Annotated in this window: 20 protein-coding genes and 1 tRNA gene; 4 read left to right on the top strand and 17 right to left on the bottom strand. The window is 57.7% G+C overall.

Annotated elements, in window-relative coordinates; translation table 11 throughout:
- Window positions 1-320: 320 nt before the first annotated feature.
- A tRNA-Asn gene (locus ACX9GU_RS09895) sits at window positions 321-396 on the top strand.
- A gap of 60 nt (window positions 397-456) precedes the next feature.
- Here ACX9GU_RS09895 and ACX9GU_RS09890 read toward each other — a convergent pair.
- From ACX9GU_RS09890 to ACX9GU_RS09865, 6 genes are all read right to left on the bottom strand, one after another.
- Window positions 457-1,557, bottom strand: coding sequence for an alkylhydroperoxidase domain protein (locus ACX9GU_RS09890; protein WP_473194631.1), 1,101 nt, complete (start codon window positions 1,555-1,557; stop codon window positions 457-459).
- Window positions 1,554-2,600 carry a putative FMN-dependent luciferase-like monooxygenase gene (locus ACX9GU_RS09885; RefSeq protein WP_473194630.1) on the bottom strand — a complete coding sequence of 349 codons (1,047 nt, stop codon included), beginning with the start codon at window positions 2,598-2,600 and terminating at the stop codon, window positions 1,554-1,556. The genes ACX9GU_RS09890 and ACX9GU_RS09885 overlap by 4 nt, the downstream gene beginning before the upstream one ends.
- A complete protein-coding gene (locus ACX9GU_RS09880; RefSeq protein WP_473194629.1) occupies window positions 2,597-4,240 on the bottom strand; it encodes a dipeptide ABC transporter ATP-binding protein in 1,644 nt (547 codons plus the stop codon). The genes ACX9GU_RS09885 and ACX9GU_RS09880 overlap by 4 nt, the downstream gene beginning before the upstream one ends.
- Complete coding sequence (locus ACX9GU_RS09875; protein ID WP_473194628.1) at window positions 4,237-5,127, bottom strand: ABC transporter permease; 891 nt, start codon at window positions 5,125-5,127, stop codon at window positions 4,237-4,239. The genes ACX9GU_RS09880 and ACX9GU_RS09875 overlap by 4 nt, the downstream gene beginning before the upstream one ends.
- A complete protein-coding gene (locus tag ACX9GU_RS09870; RefSeq protein WP_473194627.1) occupies window positions 5,124-6,068 on the bottom strand; it encodes an ABC transporter permease in 945 nt (314 codons plus the stop codon). Before ACX9GU_RS09870 ends, ACX9GU_RS09875 begins: the two co-directional genes overlap by 4 nt.
- A 420-nt stretch (window positions 6,069-6,488) precedes the next feature.
- Window positions 6,489-8,114, bottom strand: a complete 1,626-nt coding sequence (locus tag ACX9GU_RS09865) for a TIGR04028 family ABC transporter substrate-binding protein (protein WP_473194626.1) — start codon at window positions 8,112-8,114, stop codon at window positions 6,489-6,491.
- A gap of 174 nt (window positions 8,115-8,288) precedes the next feature.
- Between ACX9GU_RS09865 and ACX9GU_RS09860 the strand changes: the two genes are divergently transcribed.
- The gene (locus ACX9GU_RS09860; protein ID WP_473194625.1) at window positions 8,289-8,537 is read left to right on the top strand and encodes a hypothetical protein; all 249 of its coding nucleotides are present in this window, start codon (window positions 8,289-8,291) and stop codon (window positions 8,535-8,537) included.
- 15 nt (window positions 8,538-8,552) lie between these two features.
- Here the strand turns inward: ACX9GU_RS09860 and ACX9GU_RS09855 are convergent, their stop codons facing one another.
- Window positions 8,553-9,182: an alanyl-tRNA editing protein gene (locus ACX9GU_RS09855; RefSeq protein WP_473194624.1), complete on the bottom strand. Its 630-nt coding sequence runs from the start codon at window positions 9,180-9,182 to the stop codon at window positions 8,553-8,555.
- A gap of 84 nt (window positions 9,183-9,266) precedes the next feature.
- Here ACX9GU_RS09855 and ACX9GU_RS09850 point away from each other — a divergent pair, with 84 nt between their 5' ends.
- Complete coding sequence (locus ACX9GU_RS09850; RefSeq protein ID WP_473194623.1) at window positions 9,267-10,223, top strand: LysR family transcriptional regulator; 957 nt, start codon at window positions 9,267-9,269, stop codon at window positions 10,221-10,223.
- On the opposite strand, the gene alkB is transcribed toward ACX9GU_RS09850, so the two are convergent.
- Window positions 10,185-10,832 carry a DNA oxidative demethylase AlkB gene (gene alkB, locus ACX9GU_RS09845; protein ID WP_021180310.1) on the bottom strand — a complete coding sequence of 216 codons (648 nt, stop codon included), beginning with the start codon at window positions 10,830-10,832 and terminating at the stop codon, window positions 10,185-10,187. The two genes, ACX9GU_RS09850 and alkB, sit on opposite strands and share 39 nt — an antisense overlap.
- 138 nt (window positions 10,833-10,970) lie before the next feature.
- Here alkB and rarD point away from each other — a divergent pair, with 138 nt between their 5' ends.
- On the top strand, window positions 10,971-11,849 hold the full coding sequence (gene rarD / locus ACX9GU_RS09840; protein WP_473194622.1) for an EamA family transporter RarD: 879 nt from the start codon (window positions 10,971-10,973) through the stop codon (window positions 11,847-11,849).
- A 13-nt stretch (window positions 11,850-11,862) separates the two neighbouring features.
- On the opposite strand, the gene ACX9GU_RS09835 is transcribed toward rarD, so the two are convergent.
- From ACX9GU_RS09835 to citC, 9 genes are all read right to left on the bottom strand, one after another.
- Complete coding sequence (locus ACX9GU_RS09835; protein ID WP_473194621.1) at window positions 11,863-12,558, bottom strand: 4'-phosphopantetheinyl transferase family protein; 696 nt, start codon at window positions 12,556-12,558, stop codon at window positions 11,863-11,865.
- Between the two features lie 83 nt (window positions 12,559-12,641).
- Window positions 12,642-13,874 carry a bifunctional glucose-1-phosphatase/inositol phosphatase gene (gene agp / locus ACX9GU_RS09830; RefSeq protein WP_473194620.1) on the bottom strand — a complete coding sequence of 411 codons (1,233 nt, stop codon included), beginning with the start codon at window positions 13,872-13,874 and terminating at the stop codon, window positions 12,642-12,644.
- A gap of 144 nt (window positions 13,875-14,018) precedes the next feature.
- Complete coding sequence (locus ACX9GU_RS09825) at window positions 14,019-15,482, bottom strand: anion permease (protein ID WP_071680960.1); 1,464 nt, start codon at window positions 15,480-15,482, stop codon at window positions 14,019-14,021.
- 31 nt (window positions 15,483-15,513) lie between these two features.
- A complete protein-coding gene (citG, locus tag ACX9GU_RS09820; RefSeq protein WP_473194619.1) occupies window positions 15,514-16,407 on the bottom strand; it encodes a triphosphoribosyl-dephospho-CoA synthase CitG in 894 nt (297 codons plus the stop codon).
- On the bottom strand, window positions 16,388-16,936 hold the full coding sequence (gene citX, locus ACX9GU_RS09815; protein WP_473194618.1) for a citrate lyase holo-[acyl-carrier protein] synthase: 549 nt from the start codon (window positions 16,934-16,936) through the stop codon (window positions 16,388-16,390). Before citX ends, citG begins: the two co-directional genes overlap by 20 nt.
- Before the next feature lie 4 nt (window positions 16,937-16,940).
- Window positions 16,941-18,446: a citrate lyase subunit alpha gene (gene citF / locus ACX9GU_RS09810; RefSeq protein WP_473195153.1), complete on the bottom strand. Its 1,506-nt coding sequence runs from the start codon at window positions 18,444-18,446 to the stop codon at window positions 16,941-16,943.
- Window positions 18,446-19,339: a citrate (pro-3S)-lyase subunit beta gene (citE, locus tag ACX9GU_RS09805; RefSeq protein ID WP_473195152.1), complete on the bottom strand. Its 894-nt coding sequence runs from the start codon at window positions 19,337-19,339 to the stop codon at window positions 18,446-18,448. The genes citF and citE overlap by 1 nt, the downstream gene beginning before the upstream one ends.
- A gap of 7 nt (window positions 19,340-19,346) precedes the next feature.
- On the bottom strand, window positions 19,347-19,655 hold the full coding sequence (gene citD, locus ACX9GU_RS09800; RefSeq protein WP_473194617.1) for a citrate lyase acyl carrier protein: 309 nt from the start codon (window positions 19,653-19,655) through the stop codon (window positions 19,347-19,349).
- Window positions 19,652-20,725, bottom strand: coding sequence for a [citrate (pro-3S)-lyase] ligase (citC, locus tag ACX9GU_RS09795; RefSeq protein WP_473194616.1), 1,074 nt, complete (start codon window positions 20,723-20,725; stop codon window positions 19,652-19,654). The genes citD and citC overlap by 4 nt, the downstream gene beginning before the upstream one ends.
- Window positions 20,726-20,996 lie beyond the last annotated feature (271 nt).

Raw genomic sequence — 20,996 nt, 5'->3', positions numbered from 1 at the left:
TAAACTTATTTTTCCATCGATCACTAGGAATAATCCATGAAAATTACAGGAAATATCTTAGCGAACAAGCTCACTCCCCTGCTCTATAATTAGGAATTTTCTTGGGTTTAGCCTTTAAAATATCAGCCCCCCGAAAAATTCGGGATTAACTTACAAAGTGTGCCCGGCCTGCAATGATAGCGGCCTGTCTGTCAGTGATAAAGTTTAACCTGCTGGAAAACAAGCCAATTTGCTCACAACCTCGACAAACGGAACATTTGTGCATTTTCATGCTTTACAAGCCCCATCGGCACCGCTATTATTCGCCCCGTTCACACGATTCCTCTGTAGTTCAGTCGGTAGAACGGCGGACTGTTAATCCGTATGTCACTGGTTCGAGTCCAGTCAGAGGAGCCATATTTAGAAAAGCCCGCTTAGGCAACTAAGCGGGCTTTTTGCTGTTTAACACCGGATGACTCAATCGTCATAAGGCTCGCCGAGCGTAAGCATCAACCGGTTGGCCCAGGCAAAGAAGGCCGTCGCCTGCACCAGGTCCAACAACTCAAGTTCGCCCAGCCCTTGTTCGCGTAACGCAACCAGCTGAGCCGCATTGGCCTGCGGTGGCGTGGCCGAAAGCGCTGCGGCAAAGTCTATTTGCGTACGCCAATCCTCTTCCTGCCCCTCGCTCAAGACCCCTCCAGGCGCGATATCCAGCAAGCGCTGCACCTCTTCTGCCCTTTTGGATAACTGCGCCGCTTTACGCGCATGCACCGAGGCACAGTAAATACAGCCGTTCACCTTGCTGGCCACCGCCGCAGCCAACTCACGATCCTGGCGGGCCAGACCACCAGCGGTGTAGAAAATGGCCCGATCCGTGATGGTTCGTTGTTCCAACACCGCATGATCGCGCGCCAACAAACGGAAATAGTCAGAATCCGCGTGACCGAACTTGGTCAGCAAGGCTTTTCCCGGTTCGTCAAACGCCTCCAAGGGTTTAGCCGCAATCCAGGGCTCCCATCCCAACTCCTGGCTGGTGAACGCAGGCGGTGCATGGCGGCCACTGGCTGTATGACTCGCGGTGCGCCAGGCGGAAGCTCGAACGGGAGCACGGCCACTGGTCGCTACCGGCAATCCTGCCAGCAAGCGGTAGCCGTACAGCAGACGGCTCTGGAAACTGACAAAGGCGATCAGCTGTGAAAGCGTGACGATGTCATCCAATGACCACCCCGCCTGTTGCAGAGCCTGCAAGTGTTTGGCTTCTGCCCCGGCAGGTTTGAAGGCCAGGCGTTCTGCGTGATCCAATGCGGCCTGCAAACGTGGGCCGTCAGCGGGCTGAGTCTGCTGCAATTGGGCATAATGCGCCGCCAGTTGCCGATCGCCGTGCCATTCACTGATACGCTGCGCCAACAGCAGGCGCTCCGCAATCCCAAAACCGCCCGCATCCTGTGGCGCGAACAGCCTCTGATAGCTAGCCTCAATCCCGTCGGTTGCCGCCTGACGTGTTGCTCTGGCCTGTGCCAAAGGAGAGTCTGGGGCGATTTCAGCCAGTCTGGTCAGATGATCCTGGGTGTCGGTCATACGTTTTCCTCTGCGTGATGTGAATAAGCCAACGTGGCAGGATTGCGCCGCTGCCAGCCCAGTGCCGGTGCAACGTCGCGAGCTATCAGCTCAATGGAGCGCAAAATATAGGCGTGTGGCGGATCGATAGAGTGCACCTGAAACGCCAGATCGGTGACGCGGGCCAGCGCGCTATCGCGTTGCAACGAGGCGATCACCTGCTCTGGCGTACCGAGATGCACATCAAAAGCGCGGATCAGACCGTCGAGCGACTCATCCCGCACCTGATGCCCACTGGCGCGTAAGCGCTCCAATCCACGGCTAAGCCCCTGTGCAGCAAAATCCCGCGCACGGTTCTGATCTTCAGTCACAAAAGCGGTGCGCGATCCCATGATGCGGGGCTCTACCCCAGGCGGCAGCGCGGCGAGATAGGCATCAATAATCGGATTTTGCAGCTCATCGAGTGGCGTATCCGGTGCATCTGACGGCCTGGGTTGAGTCCGTGACAACATCAGCCCATCTCCAGCCTTACCAGCCCGGATCCCACCGTCAACCGAGAAGGTGGCTTGCCAGACGCGTTTTTTCAGTTGGGGAGCGGCCGGATAAAGACGGTTGGCGGCGTTGCCGAGCGCCTCACCACTCCAGGCGTCCAGCAGAATGCGTAAATTATCGTTAAACGCCGCATTACGCCGCTCGGCATCAATACCAAAAGCGCTAAACGAAGACGGAGTTCCGCCAGCCGCCAGCCCCACTTCCAACCGACCACCAGAGAGCAGATCCAATACCGCCGTATCTTCCGCCACGCGAACGGCAGACTCCATCGGCAAGGTGATCACTCCAGTCCCCAAACGAATATGCCGGGTATGCACCGCGGCCTGAGCCAAAAAAACCAGGGGTGAAGGTAAGCCGCCCTCATCCTGATGAAAATGGTGCTGTGCTACCCAGGCGGTATCAAACCCGGCGCGTTCAGCATGGACAATTTGCTCGGTGGCCAGCCGGTAACGTTCCTGAGCACTGCCGTTATCCAGCAGGCGGGTAAAAAAGCCGAGACGTTTAGCGCTCATGAGGCATCCTTTAAAGTTTGGTACATCGCACGGCCAGGAATGGCCGCAATCAATTGGCGGGTATAGTCACTGCCGGGCCGGGTAAATACCTCGGCGGTAGTGCCTGCATCAACCTGTTGTCCACGGCACAGCACCGAGACGCAGTGCGAGATTTGCCGCACCGTAGCCAGATCGTGCGAGATAAACAGGTAGGTCAGCCCCAACTCTCGCTGTAGCTGCTCTAATAAGCGCAGGATTTGCGCCTGCACGGTGACGTCCAGCGCCGAGGTAGCTTCATCCAATACCAGCACCCGAGGTTGCAGTATCAGAGCACGAGCGATGGCAACCCGTTGGCGCTGGCCCCCTGAAAGTTCACGCGGTTTACGCGTCAGGAGTTCGGCAGGCAGAGCGACTCGCTCGAACAATTCCCTCACCCGCCGGTAACGCTCTGCTTTGGCGACAGGCTCAAAGTTGAGCAACGGCTCTTCAATCGCCTGATACAGGGTTTGCGCCGGATCGAGCGAAGCAAAGGGGTTTTGATAGACCAGTTGGATACGCCGCCGAAACTGGCGCAGCGCCTCGCCCTTCAGCCGGGTAAAATCGACGCCGTCGATGATGATTTGCCCAGCATCCGGCCGCTGAAAACCCAGCAGGCAGCGGGCCAAAGTGGTTTTACCGGAGCCAGACTCGCCGACCAACGCATGAGTGGTGCCGCGCTGTACGCTGAAAGACACTCGATCCAACGCACGGAACGCCTGCCCGCCTCTGCCAGCAAAACGGAAATCCTTCACCAGTTCATTGACGACGATCGCCGGTTCCGCCTTACGGACGATAGTTGGCGGAGCAACGGAAGCCAGCGAAGGCACATCGGCAAACAAGCGGCGGGTATACTCATGCGCCGGTGCCTGCAATACCGCCGCCGTTTGCCCCTGATCCAGCACCCTGCCCTGACGAAATACCAGCAGCCGATCGGCCCGTTCCGCCGCCACGCCCAAATCGTGGGTGACGAACAGCACCGCCGTGCCAAACTCCTGACGCAGTTCGTCGATCAGATCGAGGATGCGTTTTTGCACCGTCACGTCCAGCGCGCTGGTCGGCTCGTCGGCGATAATCAACGCGGGCCGTAACGCAATAGCGATGGCAATCAGCACCCGCTGTTTCATGCCGCCGGAAAGTTCATGCGGATACTGGCGCGCCCGCAACTCGGGGTGAGTCAAACCCACGCGAGTGAGTAACTCCACTACCCGAAGCTGTACCAGCTTGCGTGGCAGACGTTGGTGAATATTGATGATCTCGGCAACCTGCTCACCGATGGTTTTAACCGGGTTCAGCGAACTGGCGGGGTCTTGCGGGATCAGGCTTATCTGCGCGCCACGCACCGCATCCAACTGGCGCGTAGACCAGTGCGCAATATCGGTGCCATTAAGCCGGATCGCCCCCTGCTCCAGGCGGCCATTTTCCGCCAGCAGGCCGATAATCGCCTGGGCCGTGGTGGTTTTACCCGATCCCGATTCCCCAACCAGGGCAACGACCTCCCCCGGCTGAATGGTAAAAGAAACGTTGTGCACCACCCGCTGATTACTGTTGCCCTGCTGATAGGCGATAGAAACGTTATCCAGTGCCAGCAGTGGCGCGGGTGAAACGGTTGTCTGTGGGTTCATCGGCGCGCGCTCCCTAATGCATGGCTGATTCGGTTGGCCGCCAGCACCACGGCAACCACCATCAGGCCGGGGAAGGTAGTTAGCCACCAGGCCGTTGAGATGTAGTTACGCCCTTCGGCGATCAGCAATCCCCACTCCGGCGTGGGCGGTGGCGTGCCGTATCCCAGGAAGCTCAGGGTGGCGATCGCCAGAATGGCATTGCCAAACTGTAGGGCAGAGAATGCAATCACCGAGGTCAGCGAATTAGGCAGAATATGGCGCCATAACACCGTCCAAAAGTGCCCACCGCTACCGTAGGCCGCCTCAACGTAGTCGCTGTGCCGCACCCGCAGCACCTCCGCACGGGCCAGACGCGCAAAGTTGGCCACCGACGAGATCCCCACAGCCAGCGCCGCATTCACCGTACCGAATCCCAGCAGGATGATTACGCTCAAGGAAAGCAGCAACCCAGGGATCGACAGTAAAACATCAACCAAACGCATCACAATATCATCGACGATGCCGCCCAAAGCCCCGGCGACCACGCCCAACGACGTCCCCACAACCAGCCCCAACGCCACAGCAACCAACGCTGCGGATAAGGTGTGCGATGCGCCATACACGATCCGGGCGTAGAGATCGCGGCCCAGTGGATCTGTGCCCAGCCAATGTTCACCACCCGGTGCCAGACGTTGTGCTCCGGCAATTCCTTCCGTGCCGCTGTACGCAGTAAATATCTCCGGGGCGATCGCCCATAGCACAGCGATCGCCAGCACGGCCCAGGCCAGCCCGAGGCTGAGCGGATAACGCCGCTGAGCGCGCCTGGCGGTGGGTAAACTACCTTCGGTTTCCCCGCCGGACAGATCGCGTTCCGGCATCACGGATTTTTCCAACGGAATACTGCTCATCGGGTCGCTCCTGCATAGGTTTTCAATCTGGGATCGAGCAGAGGGAACAGCAGATCGACCAGCAGATTGAGGAAGACAAAGGCGGCAGCAGAGATCATCACTACCGCCTGTAACACCGCCACGTCCTGGTTCACGACCGCCTGCTGCGTCAGTTGCCCCAGGCCACTGCGGCCAAATACGGTTTCTGTGATCAATGCCCCGGCGATCAGTTCGCCAAACAGAATGCCCGCAATGGTCAGCACCGGCAGCATCGCGTTTCGCGCCACATGCCGCCACAGCACTCCGCTACGGCTAGCCCCTTTGGCACGCGCCACCGCCACAAACGGTTGGGTTTGCACGCTATCGATGCTGCGGATCAGGATCTGCGCCAGCGGGGCAGAGATTGGGATTGCCAGGGTGGCGATCGGCAACAGCAGCCCAATCCACTCCCCTGGATTGATGATCGGCACCAGTTTCAGCCGGAATGAAAAGATCTGGATCAACACGATGCCAAGCCAGAAGGTGGGAACCGACACAAACAACGCAGGCAGCGATTGCAGCGTCGATTTCAGCCAGCCAAAACCGATCAGATTGGCGACAAAGGCAATGACCAGCGCCAACAGCAAGGCCAGCGTGAAACCCAGCACCGCTAATTGCAGGGTGGCGGGCAGGTTGGCAGCCAGCAAAGCGCTGACCGGCACGCCGTTCTGGATCGAATAGCCCAAATCACCGCGCAGGAAATTCCCCAACGTATGCAGATATTGTTGCCACAGGGGCACATCGGCACCGTAGGCGGCGCGCATGTCGGCGATCTGATCAGGGCTAAGCCCCATATCCGGGTTCTGGAATTTAATCAGGATCGCGTCGCCGGGCAGCACCTGCAGCAAGATAAACGACAGGGTAAATGCCGCCCACAGCACCAGCAACGCCTGCCCGGTTCGGCCACTCAGGTATTTCAGCATCTTTATCTCCTCGAATATGGCGTTGTGACCCCTCACCCTAACCCTCTCCCACAGGGAGAGGGGACAATCCGTGCCACGTTTTATACTGGTGCTCATATTGGCAGAACTGTTCGCACCTCGATTTACTCCGCACCTGACCACCACGCTGAACTGGCTCCCTCTCCTTTTTGGGGAGAGGGTTGGGGTGAGGGGTGCAGGCAGTTCGGGCTTAGCGTTTCTCTAACCACGCGCCATAGAAGCTTGGCCGACCCACGGCTCTCCCACAGGGAGAGGGGACAATCCGTGCCACGTTTTATACTGGTGCTCATATTGGCAGAACTGTCCGTACCTCGATTTACTCCGCACCTGACCACCACGCTGAACTGGCTCCCTCTCCTTTTTGGGGAGAGGGTTGGGGTGAGGGGTGCAGGCAGCTCGGGCTTAGCGTTTCTCTAACCACGCGCCATAGAAGCTTGGCCGACCCACGGCTTCAAAGTTGACGCCTTTCAGATAGGGAGCACCGGCAAAGACCTGCGGCTCTTCAAAGAACGGGATCACATAGGCCTGATCCAGCAGATACTTTTGAGCCTCACCGGCGATCTGCAAGCGCTTGGCCGGATCCACCTCAGAGGCGATCCCCAGCAGCAGTTGGTTCAGCGAATTGTCGATAAATTTACTGTTCTGGCTGGTGCCACCTTGCTGCAACAGGCCATCACGGTTGGTGGGATAAAACTGGCTTTTAATCACATCGGGATCGGCACGGCCCACCTCCACTACCGAAGCCGGAGTCTTTTGCGGATCGAGGTTATCTGCCACCCGGCTGCCCGCATCACCTGCCAGAATATTCAGCCGAACTCCCACCTTGCCCCATTGCTGCGAGACCAATTGCAGCACCGCCTTGTTTTGCGGCTGCGGCAACGATTCATACACCGTTAACAACAGCTTTTTACCGTCTTTTTGACGCAGACCATCGCTGCCTTTTTGCCAACCGGCGTCATCCAGCAGGCGATTAGCTTTCGCCAAATCGAAGGTCAATTTATCGGAGAGATCGACAAAACCGGCTGCCGAGGAGGCAATCACCGATTTGGCTTGTGGATAATTGGCGGAGAACAGCGTATCGACGATCTGTTTGCTGTCGGTGGCATGTAGCAGCGCTTGCCGCACGCGGATATCGGCCACCAGCGGATTGTCTGGTCTGAAGGCAATGCTGTCGTTGACGCCACGGGTTGGTGCGGCATAAATCGTAAAGCCCTGATCCTGGGTTTGCTTCTCATCGTAAGCCTGGATTTGGCGAATAAAGTCCGCCTGCCCGGCCTGCAACGCGCCAATCCGTACGCTGTCTTCCGGGGTGACGATCACCTTGATGGCATCCAGATTGGCCCGCCCTTGCTGAGCCAGCTTGGCTGGTCCCCAACGATAGTCTTGGCGTACGCTGAGATCGACCTCACGCCCCAGGGTTTCACCGCTCACCACAAACGGGCCAGAGCCGATAATATGGCGCGCATCACCCAGTTCATCGTATTGGCGGTTCAGCGTGCTGAGCGACACCAGCCCAGAGCCGATGGTCGCGGTACCTTGCAGGAAGCCCGGGGACGAGCGTTTGAAATAGAATTTGACCGTCAGCGGATCGATGACCTCACTGTGGTCATAGTTGTTGATCACCTCGGAAACCGGCAAGCGCAGCGCTTTATTGCCCAAGCCGTAGGTATCAAAGTTCTTGGCTACCGCGTTGGCATCCAGCGGTGTCCCGTCGGAGAAGGTCACACCGGGGCGCAGTTTAAAAGTGTATTCGGTTTTATCAGGGTTGCTGGACCAGGACTCGGCGATCCAGGGTTCGATCTCCAGCGTTTTCGGGTTCTGGTAGGTCAGCTTGTCGGTGATCTGATTAAGGATACCGCCATTGGGATAAAAACCGCCTGAAGGGGGATACAGATTGGTATGGGCCTGCTGCTCCAGATAGATCAGCGTGCCGCCCTGCACCGCCGCGATGGCCGGGCTCGCCGCAGCCGCAGCGCCTAATACCACTGCCAGTCCGCTGGTTAACGTCTTGAAAGGAAAATTAAACATGGGTGCCGTGCCTTCTTTATGTCGGTTTGTTATGGGGTAGATAACAAACCAAAACGGCACGGAGTTGAACGAACTAATTTAGCTAACTAATGATAGAAAACGCACAAGGCAGGTGGCTTGGCAATAAACCGATTTTGTTATAATGTATCATTTTCGTCTTGCAGGAGATAAAGCATGAAGGCACAGCTTTCTTTGTTATTCCTTAGCCTGCTGGCTGGCAAGGCTACCGCCTTCCAACCTCGCCAACACGAATTACCACCAGCAAAGGCTCCCAGCATTGAAAAGCAGCTGGTAAATCAGTTTTACGGTTTTCATTTCATGGCAATGCAGGCCGTGAATACCAGCACCTGTGCAGCCGTGCCGGTCATGGGCTGCCAGTGCGCCTTCTGTACGCAGTTACGCAATGCAGGGTCAGGAAAATAGAGAGGGTGCCCTTGGTTATGCTACCTGATACTGCACAATCAACTGCCCTTTCTTCATCTTGACGGCGATAATTTGCACCTTGCCCAACTCCGCCAGCGAACGCACATGGGTGCCACCGCAGCCATAGGCAGGCAGATCGCCAAACCCAACCTGACGGACGCCTTGCTGTTCCTGCTGCCTGCGTGGCAAGTCGGCGGCGATCAAGTCCGTCAGCCGTTGTTGCAAATATTCTGGTTGCAGTTCAGTTGCCTGTGCGCCCGCTGCAAAGGTAATGCGCCCTTCCCCCGGCCAATGGTGCGCTTTCACCGGCTGCCAGCCCCGGTTTTCGCCGAGCCAGCCAATCAGATGCCCGGCAGAATGCCAGCGGGTATGCAAGTGGCGTTGCTCGCCGTCGATCTCCAGAGTGACCGGGCCACAGGGCAACGGCTCGGCCAGATAATGGAGCAGTTGCTCACCCTGTGCGGCAACACGTAATACCGCTACACCGCCGATCGTGCCGCTATCGCTCGGCTGCCCGCCCCCCTGTGGGTGAAACAGCGTGGCATCCAACTGCACCGCATAGATGCCATCCTCTTGCGCCGTGCAGGACAATACCCGTGCCTGGAGCTGCAAATCATCGTGATAATAATAAAGTCGTTCGGTCATGGGCTTTCTCCTGGTTAACGCCGTTATTATATTCGTGCCATAATCGGCTGATAATCCGTCTTCACTACAATGGACCTTTGCGCCGTGAGCACAAATCTTTCCACCGCACTGCTGGTTGAAATGGCCGTTTTTGTTCAGGTGGTGGAAAGCGGCAGCTTCTCCGCCGCCGCCCGCCAGTTAGGCAGCTCGCCTTCTGCCACCAGCCGCAGCGTTGCCAGGTTGGAACAAGCGCTGAACGTACGGCTGTTGCACCGCACCACCCGCAAACTGCGCCTGAGTGAGCAAGGCGAAGCCGTGTTTCAGCGCTGCCGCACCATGCTGGATGCCGCCAACTCAGTGTTGACCATCAGCGGCCAGAGCAGCTCAGAGCCGGAAGGCACAATCAGCGTCAGCGTACCGAAGGCCGTCGGGCACTTTGTCCTGCACCCCCATATGCCAGAGTTCTTACGGCGCTACCCGCAGGTGGATGTCCATCTGCGGCTGGAGGACCGTTATATGGATCTGATCGACGATCGGGTCGATCTGGCGCTGCGCATCACCGACCGACCGTCACCGGGCCTGATCGGCCGCCCGTTGATGACCATCGAACATTTGCTATGCGCCACTCCGCATTACCTGGCCCAACAGGGCACGCCGCGTCACCCACGAGACCTGACGGAGCATAGCTGTATTTACCTGGGGGAGACGCCCAGCGACGCGCGTTGGCGTTTTCGCCGCAACGGCAAGACGGTTTCGGTCAATGTCCGGGGGCGTTATGCCGCCAACCACACCGGGGTTCGGCTGGACGCGGTGAAACAGCATATCGGTATTGGCAGCCTGCCCTATTTTACCGCCCACCAGGCGCTGGCCAGCAGTGAGATTGTGCAGGTGTTGCCAGAGTGGGATTTCCTCAGCAGCTATCATGGCGATCTGTGGCTGCTGTATGCCCCAACCCAGCATCTGCCCCCCAAGCTGCGAGTGTTTATCGATTATCTGGTGGCCAGTTTAGGCCAGGAACCCGCGTTAAAGCGCCTTGCGCAGGGTGATATTGATGCGGTGTGACCCCACCAGCGAATGATAGCCCTCTTTCACCGGCATGATGCCGTGGAAACACAACCGCGACGGGCCGCCCCAGACCACCACGTCACCGTGGGCCAGCGGGATGCGCCGCGTTCTGTCGCTGCGCTGCAGGCCACCAAACTGAAAAACGGCCGGTAGCCCAAGCGATACCGAAACGATCGGTGCCGTAAAATCATGCTCGTCTTTATCTTGATGCAGCGAAAGCTTGCTGCCCGGATCGTAGCGGTTCATCAGGCAGGAGTCCGGGACGTAATGGCCGAACCCGGCCTGCAAAGCAGCTTCATCGGCCAAAGCCAGCAAAATTGCCGGGATTTCTGGCCAACTTTTGCCAGTACCGGGATCGCGTTGCGAATAGCGGTAGCCATTGCTATCGCTGTTCCAGCCGTTGCCGCACCAGCTCATGGCCACCGACATGGTGAAGCCGCCCGGCGTGGTCATATGCCGCCAGGGCACCTGTGCCACCACGCCGTTGACCGCCGCCAGCAGTTCCGGCCCGTGATCGCGAACAAAGCCGTGCAATACCACCGCCCCCGGCGCGATTTCCTCACGCCAGGGCGGCGGCAGCGCATCTTCAAACAGATCGATTGTCATCGTCATTACCTGGATAAATACACAGGTATAATTCTAACCGCTTGGCCGTTGTTGTCCAGCCCGGCGTAATTCATTGTTGTTAGAGCTAAATAACCTTAGAGTAGCCGCAGGAAATTCCATTAATAATCAGGAGCGCTGGTGATCAAAGGCATCATACTTTCCGTCGTCGCTTCCCTGCTGTTCGGCGTAATGTATTACTACACCTCAATGCTAACCCCACTCGACGGCGAGGAAATCTATGGCTGGCGCACCCTGCTGACGCTGCCGTTTCTGACGCTGTTTATGCTGTTTTCCGGCGACTGGGCGCGGGTGAAAGAGATGCTGCACTGGCTACGGCAGCGTCCGCAACGCGTGCTGTTATTGCTGCTGACCACCTCAATACTGGGTGTGCAACTGTGGTTATTCCTGTGGGCACCGCTGCACGGCATGGCACTGGATGTCTCGCTCGGCTATTTCCTGCTGCCGCTGACCATGGTGTTGGCAGGGCGAGTGTTTTTCCGCGATCGCCTGTCTGTGCTGCAAAAAATGGCGGCCCTATGTGCATTGGTTGGCGTGGGTAATGAGCTGATCCAGGTGGGTGGTGTTTCCTGGTCAACGCTGGTCGTCGCGCTAGGTTATCCGGTTTACTTTATTCTGCGCCGCCGATTGGGCACCGATCATCTGGGCGGGTTGTGGTGTGAACTGACGCTGATGCTGCCAGTTGCCGCGCTGTTTGCCCTTGGTGGCTCAGAACCGCTGGCGGCACTGACGGCCAAACCGCTGCTGTATTTGCAGATCCCGCTGTTGGGCATTATCAGCGCGCTGGCGCTGGTGTGCTATATCCTGGCCAGCCGCCTGCTCCCCTTCAGCCTGTTTGGCCTGCTGAGCTATGTAGAACCGGTATTGCTGGTGATCGTCGCGCTGCTATTGGGTGAAACCATTAACGCCAACCAATGGCTGACCTATATCCCGATCTGGCTGGCGGTCATGTTACTTGTGCTGGAAGGTGCGCGCCATCTGCTACGACGCCGCAGGTAGTAATACGCTGATTTCAAAAATAAATAAACGTTGTTACGGCGTCACCTTGCAACCAGAAACGCCCGCCAAAGCAGCGGCCTGCTTGGCATCGTGGCGTCAACGTTGTTAGCAACTCCAGCTCAAAGGTCTGCGCCTGCATATCCAACCCGACGATCCGCGCATCCATAAAATCAAAGTAGCAGCGTACCTGCGGGTAAAGCGCCTTGAACAGGCTTTCCTTGGCGGAAAATACCAGCGTCAACAGCAGATTAAAGGGCTGTGGCCGTTGGCGTAACCACTGGCATTCGTTCTCATTGACGATGCCGCTCCACAACTCTTCTGCTCGTACAGATGGCATCTGCGTTTCCACATCAATGCCCACGCCACCTGCCCCACGCTCATGCTGAGCGGCACACAGCGCCGTATCATTATTGTGGCTGATCGCCCCGGCAATCCCGGCGGGCCAGAGCGGTTCACGCTTCTCCCCACGTAATAAGGTGAAATCCTGATGCCCCAACTCTGCCAGCACCCAGCGCGCCAGATAGCGCCCGGCAAGATATTCCGCCTTACGTTTGGCGACTGCGGATGCGACATGTTCAGGGAAGTCTATACCGGCGGCAGCAAACAGATCGTCGTGATAATCCGCGACAGAGAAATGACACTGCGCGATCAGGCCAGCAAAGCCGTCAACCGGCAGTAATTCAGCATTGAGAATAAAAGAAGAGAGCACGTTTCATCCGTGACAAGGGGTCCGTTGAGACAGTATATACCGCGCGGCAGGCCGGGGCGAAACGGTTCGCCCCGGCAGCACAGTTATTGCAAGACGTCCTTCATGGTTTTTTCAAAATCGCTCCAGGCGCAGAAGCCGTCTTTATCTACCGGGCAGCCTTCCAGCGCCAGGGTGACGCGCTGCGGCGGGGTGCTCAGCGTCAGCGGTTCGGCATTACGCAACTGTTCGGTGGATTGGTAGACATACTCAATCTTCAACAGGTCGCGATCGCCCTTGCCATCATGCCAGCGTTGAAACACCAGCTTGCCGCCAATCGGGGTCTTCTCATACTGCTTCGGCAACTCATACGGCTTGAACTTCATCGCTGACAGCAAGGAAGCGATGTTGGAATCATGCCCCACCAGCACGGTCAGCTTCGGTGAATCCGCCTTGCGCTCGCTAATCAGCGCCGAGTTGATGTAGGTCAGCAGCGGTTTGGCAACGTTCTGGGCGACGACCGACGAGGTGAACAGCGAATCCTGATAGCCATCTTTCAGCTTGGCCAACTGCTGCCACTGGTGCGGCGTCACAATCTTGCCCCAGGCCACGTCTTTCATCGGGAAGCCTTCGTAATACTGCAGCATAAAGGCATCCACCAGCGAGTTACCCACTTTCAGCGGGCCAGAAACGCCTGGCTCTTTCCCCGGTACCGCACTCATTTTATTCGGTTCAGTGGCCAGGTTGCACTGCTTGTCGATCTTGCAGGCGGGAGAGTCTTTGTAGTCGATGATCTGCTCGAGCTGTTTGTAGGAGGCGTCCAGCTTCAGCGATGCCAGCTCGGCATTCATGGCGCTCAACGCCTGCTGGTTAAAGGTTTCGCTGCTGTTGGTGATAATCGGGTTGAAGGTAGGATCCATCTCCCCCATTTTCTCCTGATGATGCACGCTGATGTCGCAGCCTGGGAATGCGCCGTTGGTAAAGAACTGCGCGGTGGCTACCGTGCGTTGCAGGCTGTTGGCATACACGTAAACGCTGTCAGCGGCTGGGCAACCTTCCTGCGGCAAAATGCCCGCCTGCTTGAGCCACGCGTTGAAATAGTGGCCCATATACACTTCCAGCACGCCGCCCTTGGTGGTCAGCAAGCCACCTGGGGTATCCCACTGTGGCCAGGCTTTCGGCGTGGACTGTGCCAGCACGCTGCCGTTGTTCGCCAGCGGTGCTCGCAGGTTGTGGCGGCTCATCACCAGCACCTGCTCCAGTTGATAACCGTCGTTCTCGGCAAAGGCGGTGCCGCTGAACAGCAAAGGCAGGCAAAGTAATAACGTTTTTTTTCTCATCCGCAGAGGCTCCCTAAATATGATTATTTTGAATAGGTTAACGTTGGATTTGTATAATGACGGCGTTCAACATGAAAGTGTGTGACGGGCGTCACGGGGGAAGGGATTGCAACAGCGGCCATCCGTGGATGGCCGCCGATTAACTTAATACCACAAGCTAAGAATTGGCCAGCCGATCAACAGCAGCGCCGCGATATAGACCACGCCGAGGATGCCACCAAGACGCCAGTAGTCTTTCGACTTCACATAGCCACAGCCATAGATGATCACCCCTGGGCCAGTGGCATACGGGGTCAATACCCCCATGATACCGATAGACAACACCAGCAGGATGGAAAGGTGCTCCATCGGCACGCCCGGCAAGCCTTTACCTACCGCCAGGATCATCGGCAGCATGGTCGCAGTGTGGGCCGACAGGCTGGCAAACAGGTAGTGCGCGTAGTAGAACACCAGCACCAGCAGGACGACCGTCATCTTCGGTGAGAAACCGTCCAGATGGGTGCTCATGGTGGTGGCAAACCAGTCGATAAAGCCGGAGCGGCTCAGGCCGCTGGCCATCACCACCAAGGTTGCCAGGTTAACCAGGGTATTCCAGGCGCTGGAGTATTTGGTGATGTCTTTCCAACTGACCACGTGCAGGGCAAGCATCAGCGATACCGCCAGCAAGCACACCGTGGTCGCATCCAAAATTTTACCGCCGAACACCCACAGACACAGACTGAGTAACACCAGGCCGATCAGGGTATATTCTTTGCGGGTCAGTTTCCCCATCTCCCCCAGAGCCGTACTGGCCCAGCCAGCCACTTCATTGCTGTGGGTTACGCCTGGCTTATACAGGTAGTAGGAAATCAACGGCGCAACGATCAGCAGCAACAGCCCAACCGGCAGGAAGGCCAGGAACCATTGCATCCAGGTGATATTGATCCCGGCAATCTTGTTGACGAACTCGATGCCCAACACGTTAGGTGCCGCGCCGGTCACAAACATGGAGGAACTGATGCTGGTCCCCACCACCATCATCCACATCAGGTAACCACCAATGCGGCGTGAGGAAGGATCGTTCGGGAAGGAATCAAACAGCGGCGGCAGGTTCTTCACCACCGGGAACACGGTGCCACCGGTACGCGCGGTATTGGACGGGGTAAACGGCGCCAACATGATATCGATGATCACCACCGCGTAGCCCAACGTCAGGGTGCGTTTGCCCATGAACTTCACCAGGAACAGCGCGATGCGGCGCCCTAACCCGGTGGCCTCGTAGCCCAGCGCGAAGATAAAGGCCCCAAACACCAGCCAGACGGTGGTACTGGAGAATCCGGCCAGCCCCCATTTGAGCGCCTCTTTACCGGCTTTAAAGCTGGGATTGGCCAGCTCTTCGGCACCAAACAGCACCCAGTTGGAACTGAGCACGCTGACGGTCACGGCAATAAAGCTGATCGCCGTGGCCGGGATCGGCTCCAGGATCATACCGACGATCATCGCCACAAAGATGGCAAAGTAACGCCAGGCTTGCGGTGGCATGCCCTCCGGCGTGGGTATCATTAACAGGACGGCAAGCACCACCAACGGGGCGATCGCTTTCCAGATTTTCTCTTTGGTTTCGGACATGGACACTTCTCCTGAAGGCTTCGTTATTTTTTTAAGCCCCCGCCTGCGGCAACTGCGCCAACAGCCAGGTGACTATCAATAAATCGGCACTGCCGCCGGGGCTAAGATTGCGGGCGATACATGCAACGTCGAACTGCCGTAAACGGGCAATTCCTTGCGCAGCGCCTGCCCCTCCCTGTGCCAATAACTGGCTGGCATAGTGTTGTAACCAGCGCAGCCCTTTAATGCCGCCCCGCGAGGCGACGTTGGTATCATCGTTATGCGCCATCAGCCACAGCAGGCTGTCCAACAGCGCGACCTGTTCGCCACACCCACTGGCGATCCTCTGGCGATACAGCGGCAACGAGCCGTCAATCACCCGCTGAAAGCCGGATTCGGCCTCACCACGGGCACCGCTCAGGCCAAACTCGGCAAATAGCCGTTGCCCTGCCGTCTGGCCCGTGTTGTTACGTTGCAGCTCCCGGCTGACCAACCCACGGCACATCTCGGCCACTTCGCTACACAGGCTTTGGGCGTCAATCTGCCGTTGTTGTTGCTGTAAGCGGCCAAAGGCGCAGCACAACAGCCCCAGCGAGAACACGCTGCCTTTATGGGTATTGATGCCGCCAGTGGCGTGGAACATCTGTTCTTCACAGGCCATGCCCAATGGGCGCAGGCGTGCAAGCTGCTGCTCGGCGGGCAAAGCGGCGTCGGCCATACCCTGGCGGATAAAGTAGGGCAGCCACCGGCCAATCGCCCTTGAGCTGCGGTAGAAATGGCCAATATCCATGTCGCGATGCGCGCCGTTGTTGTGGCGATCGACCAACCCCGGTTTCGGCGTCAGGTTGACCTCCACCAATAGCGCCCGATAGGCGTCGCGGGCAAAGCGCTGGCTGTGCGAAAGATCTGTAACCGTCGGCTGCCAATCAGGCTGGGAGTGCATCATTGAGCATCCTTTCCATTGCAGTGAGCAGTTGTTCGGTGCTGTGGCTCTGTTGGCGGGCGCAAATCTTGGCTGGCTGGTCACACAGCAGACAGCTGCGTTCAGGCAGACCAAGTTCACGCCGTGACAGGATCTTCCCTTGCGGGGTCAGCACATCGATATCCCACAGGCGGCCAATCGGCTGCTGGCTTTCTAGTTGGATGGTGGCCTCTTTCACCGCGCGGGCATCGGCTTGCAGCGCCAGATAGCCTTCGCAGCCAGTGGGCAGCGCCAGGGTCTTCTGCTGCAAACAAAGCCAACCTTGCTGGCGATACATCTGTTGCAGGGCTTGCCTTCCCAGATTGAACACGCGCCGTGTCATGGGGCTGTCTTTCACCGCCCCCGGCACCACCAGAGTGAGCACCACCAACGTGGCGGTAGGATGGCGCGCCAGCCACGCCTGTTGCCGTGCCTGCCGGCATTCACGGCTGGAAAGCAGTTCGGGCAAACTTACGGCGCGGCTGGCGGCCAATTCGGGGGTGATGTAAGCCATGGCGTTACTCCGCGACCTGGTGTACGACGTCAATCACCGAACCGTCGCGATAGCGCACCACGGCCACCACGTTGTCGGTAAAGGCGATTGGTTTCGGTTCGCCGGTCAGTACCAGCGCACGCTCACGCAGCCATTCGATGGTAACCACCTGCAACCCGGCATCACGTAATCTCTGCGCCAGCTCTGGGCGAGCAGGGTTTACGGCAATACCGTGGTCGGTCACCAGAATGTCGATGCTGGAGCCCGGCGTAACGCAGGTAGTCACCTGCTCAACCAGCGTAGGAATGCGGCCACGCACCAACGGCGCGACAATAATCGCCAACCGCGCCGCCGCTGCGGTATCACAGTGGCCACCGGAAGCACCACGGATCACCCCGTCGGAGCCGGTCAGCACGTTAACGTTAAAGCCGGTGTCAATTTCCAGCGCACTCAGCACCACCACGTCCAGGCGATCAACCGACGCGCCCTTGGAGCTGAAATTGGCGTACTGATTGGCGCTGATCTCGATATGGTTTGGATTGCGAGCCAATGACATGGCCGCCGCGCGGTCAAAGCTCTGCACGTCCAGCAGTTTGCCGATCAGGCCTTTCTCATGCAGCTCCACCATGGTGGAGGTGATGCCGCCCAGTGCAAAACCGGCGCGGACACCACGGGCACGCATCTTGTCTTCCAGGAAGCGGGTTACGGCCAACGAAGCGCCACCGGTGCCGGTCTGGAGGGAAAAGCCTTCGGTAAAGTAGCCGGAATCGACGATCACTTCGGCAGCACGGCGGGCAATCAGCAGCTCACGCGGGTTGGAGGTCATACGCGTGGCATCGGCCCCGATCTTGTCCGCATCCCCTACTCGCTCCAACTGCACGATCAGATCGACCTGATCCTGTGCCAGGCTGGCGGGATGATGTGGATAAGGCACGATCGCTTCGGTCAGCAGCACCACGCTACGGGCCGCTGCGGCATCCACCTTGGCGTAACCTAGCGAACCGCAGCAGGCATCGCCGGTATAACCGTTGGCATTGCCGAACTCATCGCAGGTAGGCACCCCGAGGAAGGCAACGTCGATCTGCAACTCACCCGACTCGACCAGGTTGACCCGGCCACCGTGCGAGTGAACCTGCACCGGCTCTTTCAGCAGGCCGCGCGAAATGGCGTCTGCCAACGGCCCACGCAGGCCGGAGGTATAAATACGGCTTACCACCCCGTTGCGGATATGGCCGACCAGCGGCGCATGGCAATCGGTCAATGAACTGGAAGCCAGCGTCAGGTTGCGGAAGCCCATCTTCGCCAGCACATCCATCACCTGGTTGAGGGCCAGATCGCCGCCACGGAATGCGTGGTGGAAAGAGATGGTCATGCCGTCCTGTAGGCCGCTGCGGCGGATCGCCACTTCCAGCGACTCACAGCGTTTGATATCGCGCGGTTTACGCGCCTGCAGGTTGGCCTTGGAGGCTTCCTGATAAAGCCGCATCTCGGCGTGATTGTTCAAGGTCATCAGGCGTTGTTGGCGTTTCATCATGCTTCCTCGCTGTGGTTCGGTTCTTCACGCACGCCGGAAAGCGCTGCGCGTTGCAGTACCAGACGGGCCCGTTCAATCACCGGGCTATCGACCATCTTGCCGTTCAGCGAAACCACGCCGCGCCCCTCTTTTTCTGCCGCCTCTGCCGCATCGACCACTCGCTGGGCATGAGCCACTTCTTTGGCGGTTGGTGCATACAGGTTGTGCAGCAGTTCGATCTGGCGTGGGTTAATCAGGGATTTACCGTCAAAGCCCAGCTGTTTGATCAGCGCCGCTTCCTGTAGGAAACCCGCTTCGTTGTTGGCATCGGAATAGACGGTATCGAACGCCTGGATCCCGGCTGCGCGAGCGGCCTGCAACAATGAACAACGGGCAAACAGCAGCTCAATGCCTTCCGGCGAGCGCTCGGTACGCAGATTGCGCACATAGTCTTCGGCACCCAGCGCAATCCCGATCAACCTTGGGGAAGCCTGCGCAATCGCCACCGCGTTGGTGATGCCCTGTGCAGACTCGATCGCCGCCAGCAGGCCAGTGCTGCCGACCGGGCGACCACAGGCACGTTCAATGGCGGCGATTTCATGCTCCATATCCACCACGTCCTGCGCGGTGTCGGTTTTTGGCAGACGGACGATATCCGCCCCGCCACGCACCACCGCTTGCAGATCCGCCAGACCATAGGCCGAATCCAAGGCGTTAACGCGTACAATGGTTTCAACTTCCTGATACAGCGGGTGTTGCAGCGCGTGATACACCAGGCGACGGGCCGCGTCTTTCTCACGCAGGATCACCGAGTCTTCCAGATCGAACATCAACGCATCGGCCTGATAGATAAAGGCGTTGCTGACCATGGCGGCATTCGCCCCCGGTACGAATAGCATGCTGCGGCGCATGCGGTGTTTATTCAGCGTTTTCACGGCGTTCCTCCCAAGGCAGCGTGACGGTTTCGCTGGCACGCATCAGCGCGGTCTCCAGCCGTGCACGCAGCACACAGTCCAGTGCGCCTTTATCGTCGACAATCACCTGCACCGGCGGCACGTCGTACTGCTGCAAAACCTGCAACAGGGTGTGGCGGATGGCATCGCCGAACTGTTTTTCCACGCTGCTGGCAATCAGCAGATCGTGTTCCGGGCCTTCTGCTGGCGCGATACGGACCATGACATCGCTGGATTCCAGCGTGCCGGCCATTGCTTCTCGGATTATTTTCATTGTTCACCTGATTGTGCGGACTCAAATTCTTGCGGTACTGGCTTGGCCCGGCGCTGTGCCTGCAGATCCTGCAGGTAGTACAGCGTGTCTTTCGGCACCAAAGGCGCGGCGGCGTGAAAGTCTCCCGCGGCCAGCAACTTGCGCACCCAGGAGGCAGAGATCGCCGTGCCCTGGTACTGCAAGCGCTCAATTTCCACCAGTTCGATCGGTGGGCTAGCCAGCGCCGGAGTTTCCAGCCAGTAACGCATGTCGCGGTTGTATTTCGCCGTTACGGCGCAGAACGGTTCGTTGCCGACAAATCGATGCGTGATGCCCAACGCGGGGGCCAGATACTGGCGGAAGATTTTCAGATCGATTTCGGTGTAACAGTCGTCGGCAACCCCCTGCTCTTTAATGAAGTAGCAAGGGAAAGTGGCGCGGGAGATCACGTATTGAGACCCCTCATGCACCGTCAGATTGGTGATCCCCTCGGTGCCCTTCAGTACCAGATCGCGGCGATCTTCATACGGGAAGCGCGAGGTGTTTTCCTTCACCAGGAACAGATGCAGCCAGTCACATTGGGCGGCGGCTTCCCGCACCAGATATTGATGGCCACGGGTAAAGGGGTTGGCATTCATCACGATGCTGCCAATGGTGTCGCCCGGCTGGCGCTCGCTGGCCAGTTGCGCAGCGTAACGCTTCAGGCGGCACGGGCTGTTTTCCATCAGCACCACGATGCCCGGCACGCTGGCAATCGGGTAGAAACCACACTGGCGAAACAGCGCCTCATTCTGCACTTTGGTGTAGATAAACAGCTGGGTGTGATGGCGCTCATAGGCCAGATTCACCAGCTCGGTCGCCAAGGATAATGCTAAACCTTCACCGCGCATTTGCGGGCTGATGGCCACGCATTTGATAATATTTTCGGCGATACCTCCGCAGGCAACCAATTGCTCGCCCTGGGTCACGGTGATAAAAACCTCGACCGTGGTATCAATATTCAGATCGTTACTACGCAAAAAAGCATTAATTGCCGCTATATTTTTGTGATCCGATCTTTTCACCCGATTAAATACGGTATCGCCCAGCATGTCAGTCTCTCTAAAATAACTTATCAATAACATTTGAAATACAAAATCCCATTACAGTTAACATTAAGGCGTAATAAAAACCTTAAAAACCATCGAGTTGAAATGGTCTATAACGCGAACGGGGTATTTAATGGCGCCATGTTAAACACAAATAACGCCCTGATTATTGACCTATTTCACAATCTACCTGCAGTAAATAAGTTGTTTAATGGTTTTTATTTACTTAATTATTTTTATAGTTTTTATTAGCGACATAGTGTTTAATTAAATA

This window comes from Serratia sp. K1WW1 (assembly GCF_055790865.1).
The sequence above is the reverse complement of the archived record's forward strand: the minus strand, read 5'-3'. Positions and strand labels throughout refer to the sequence as shown.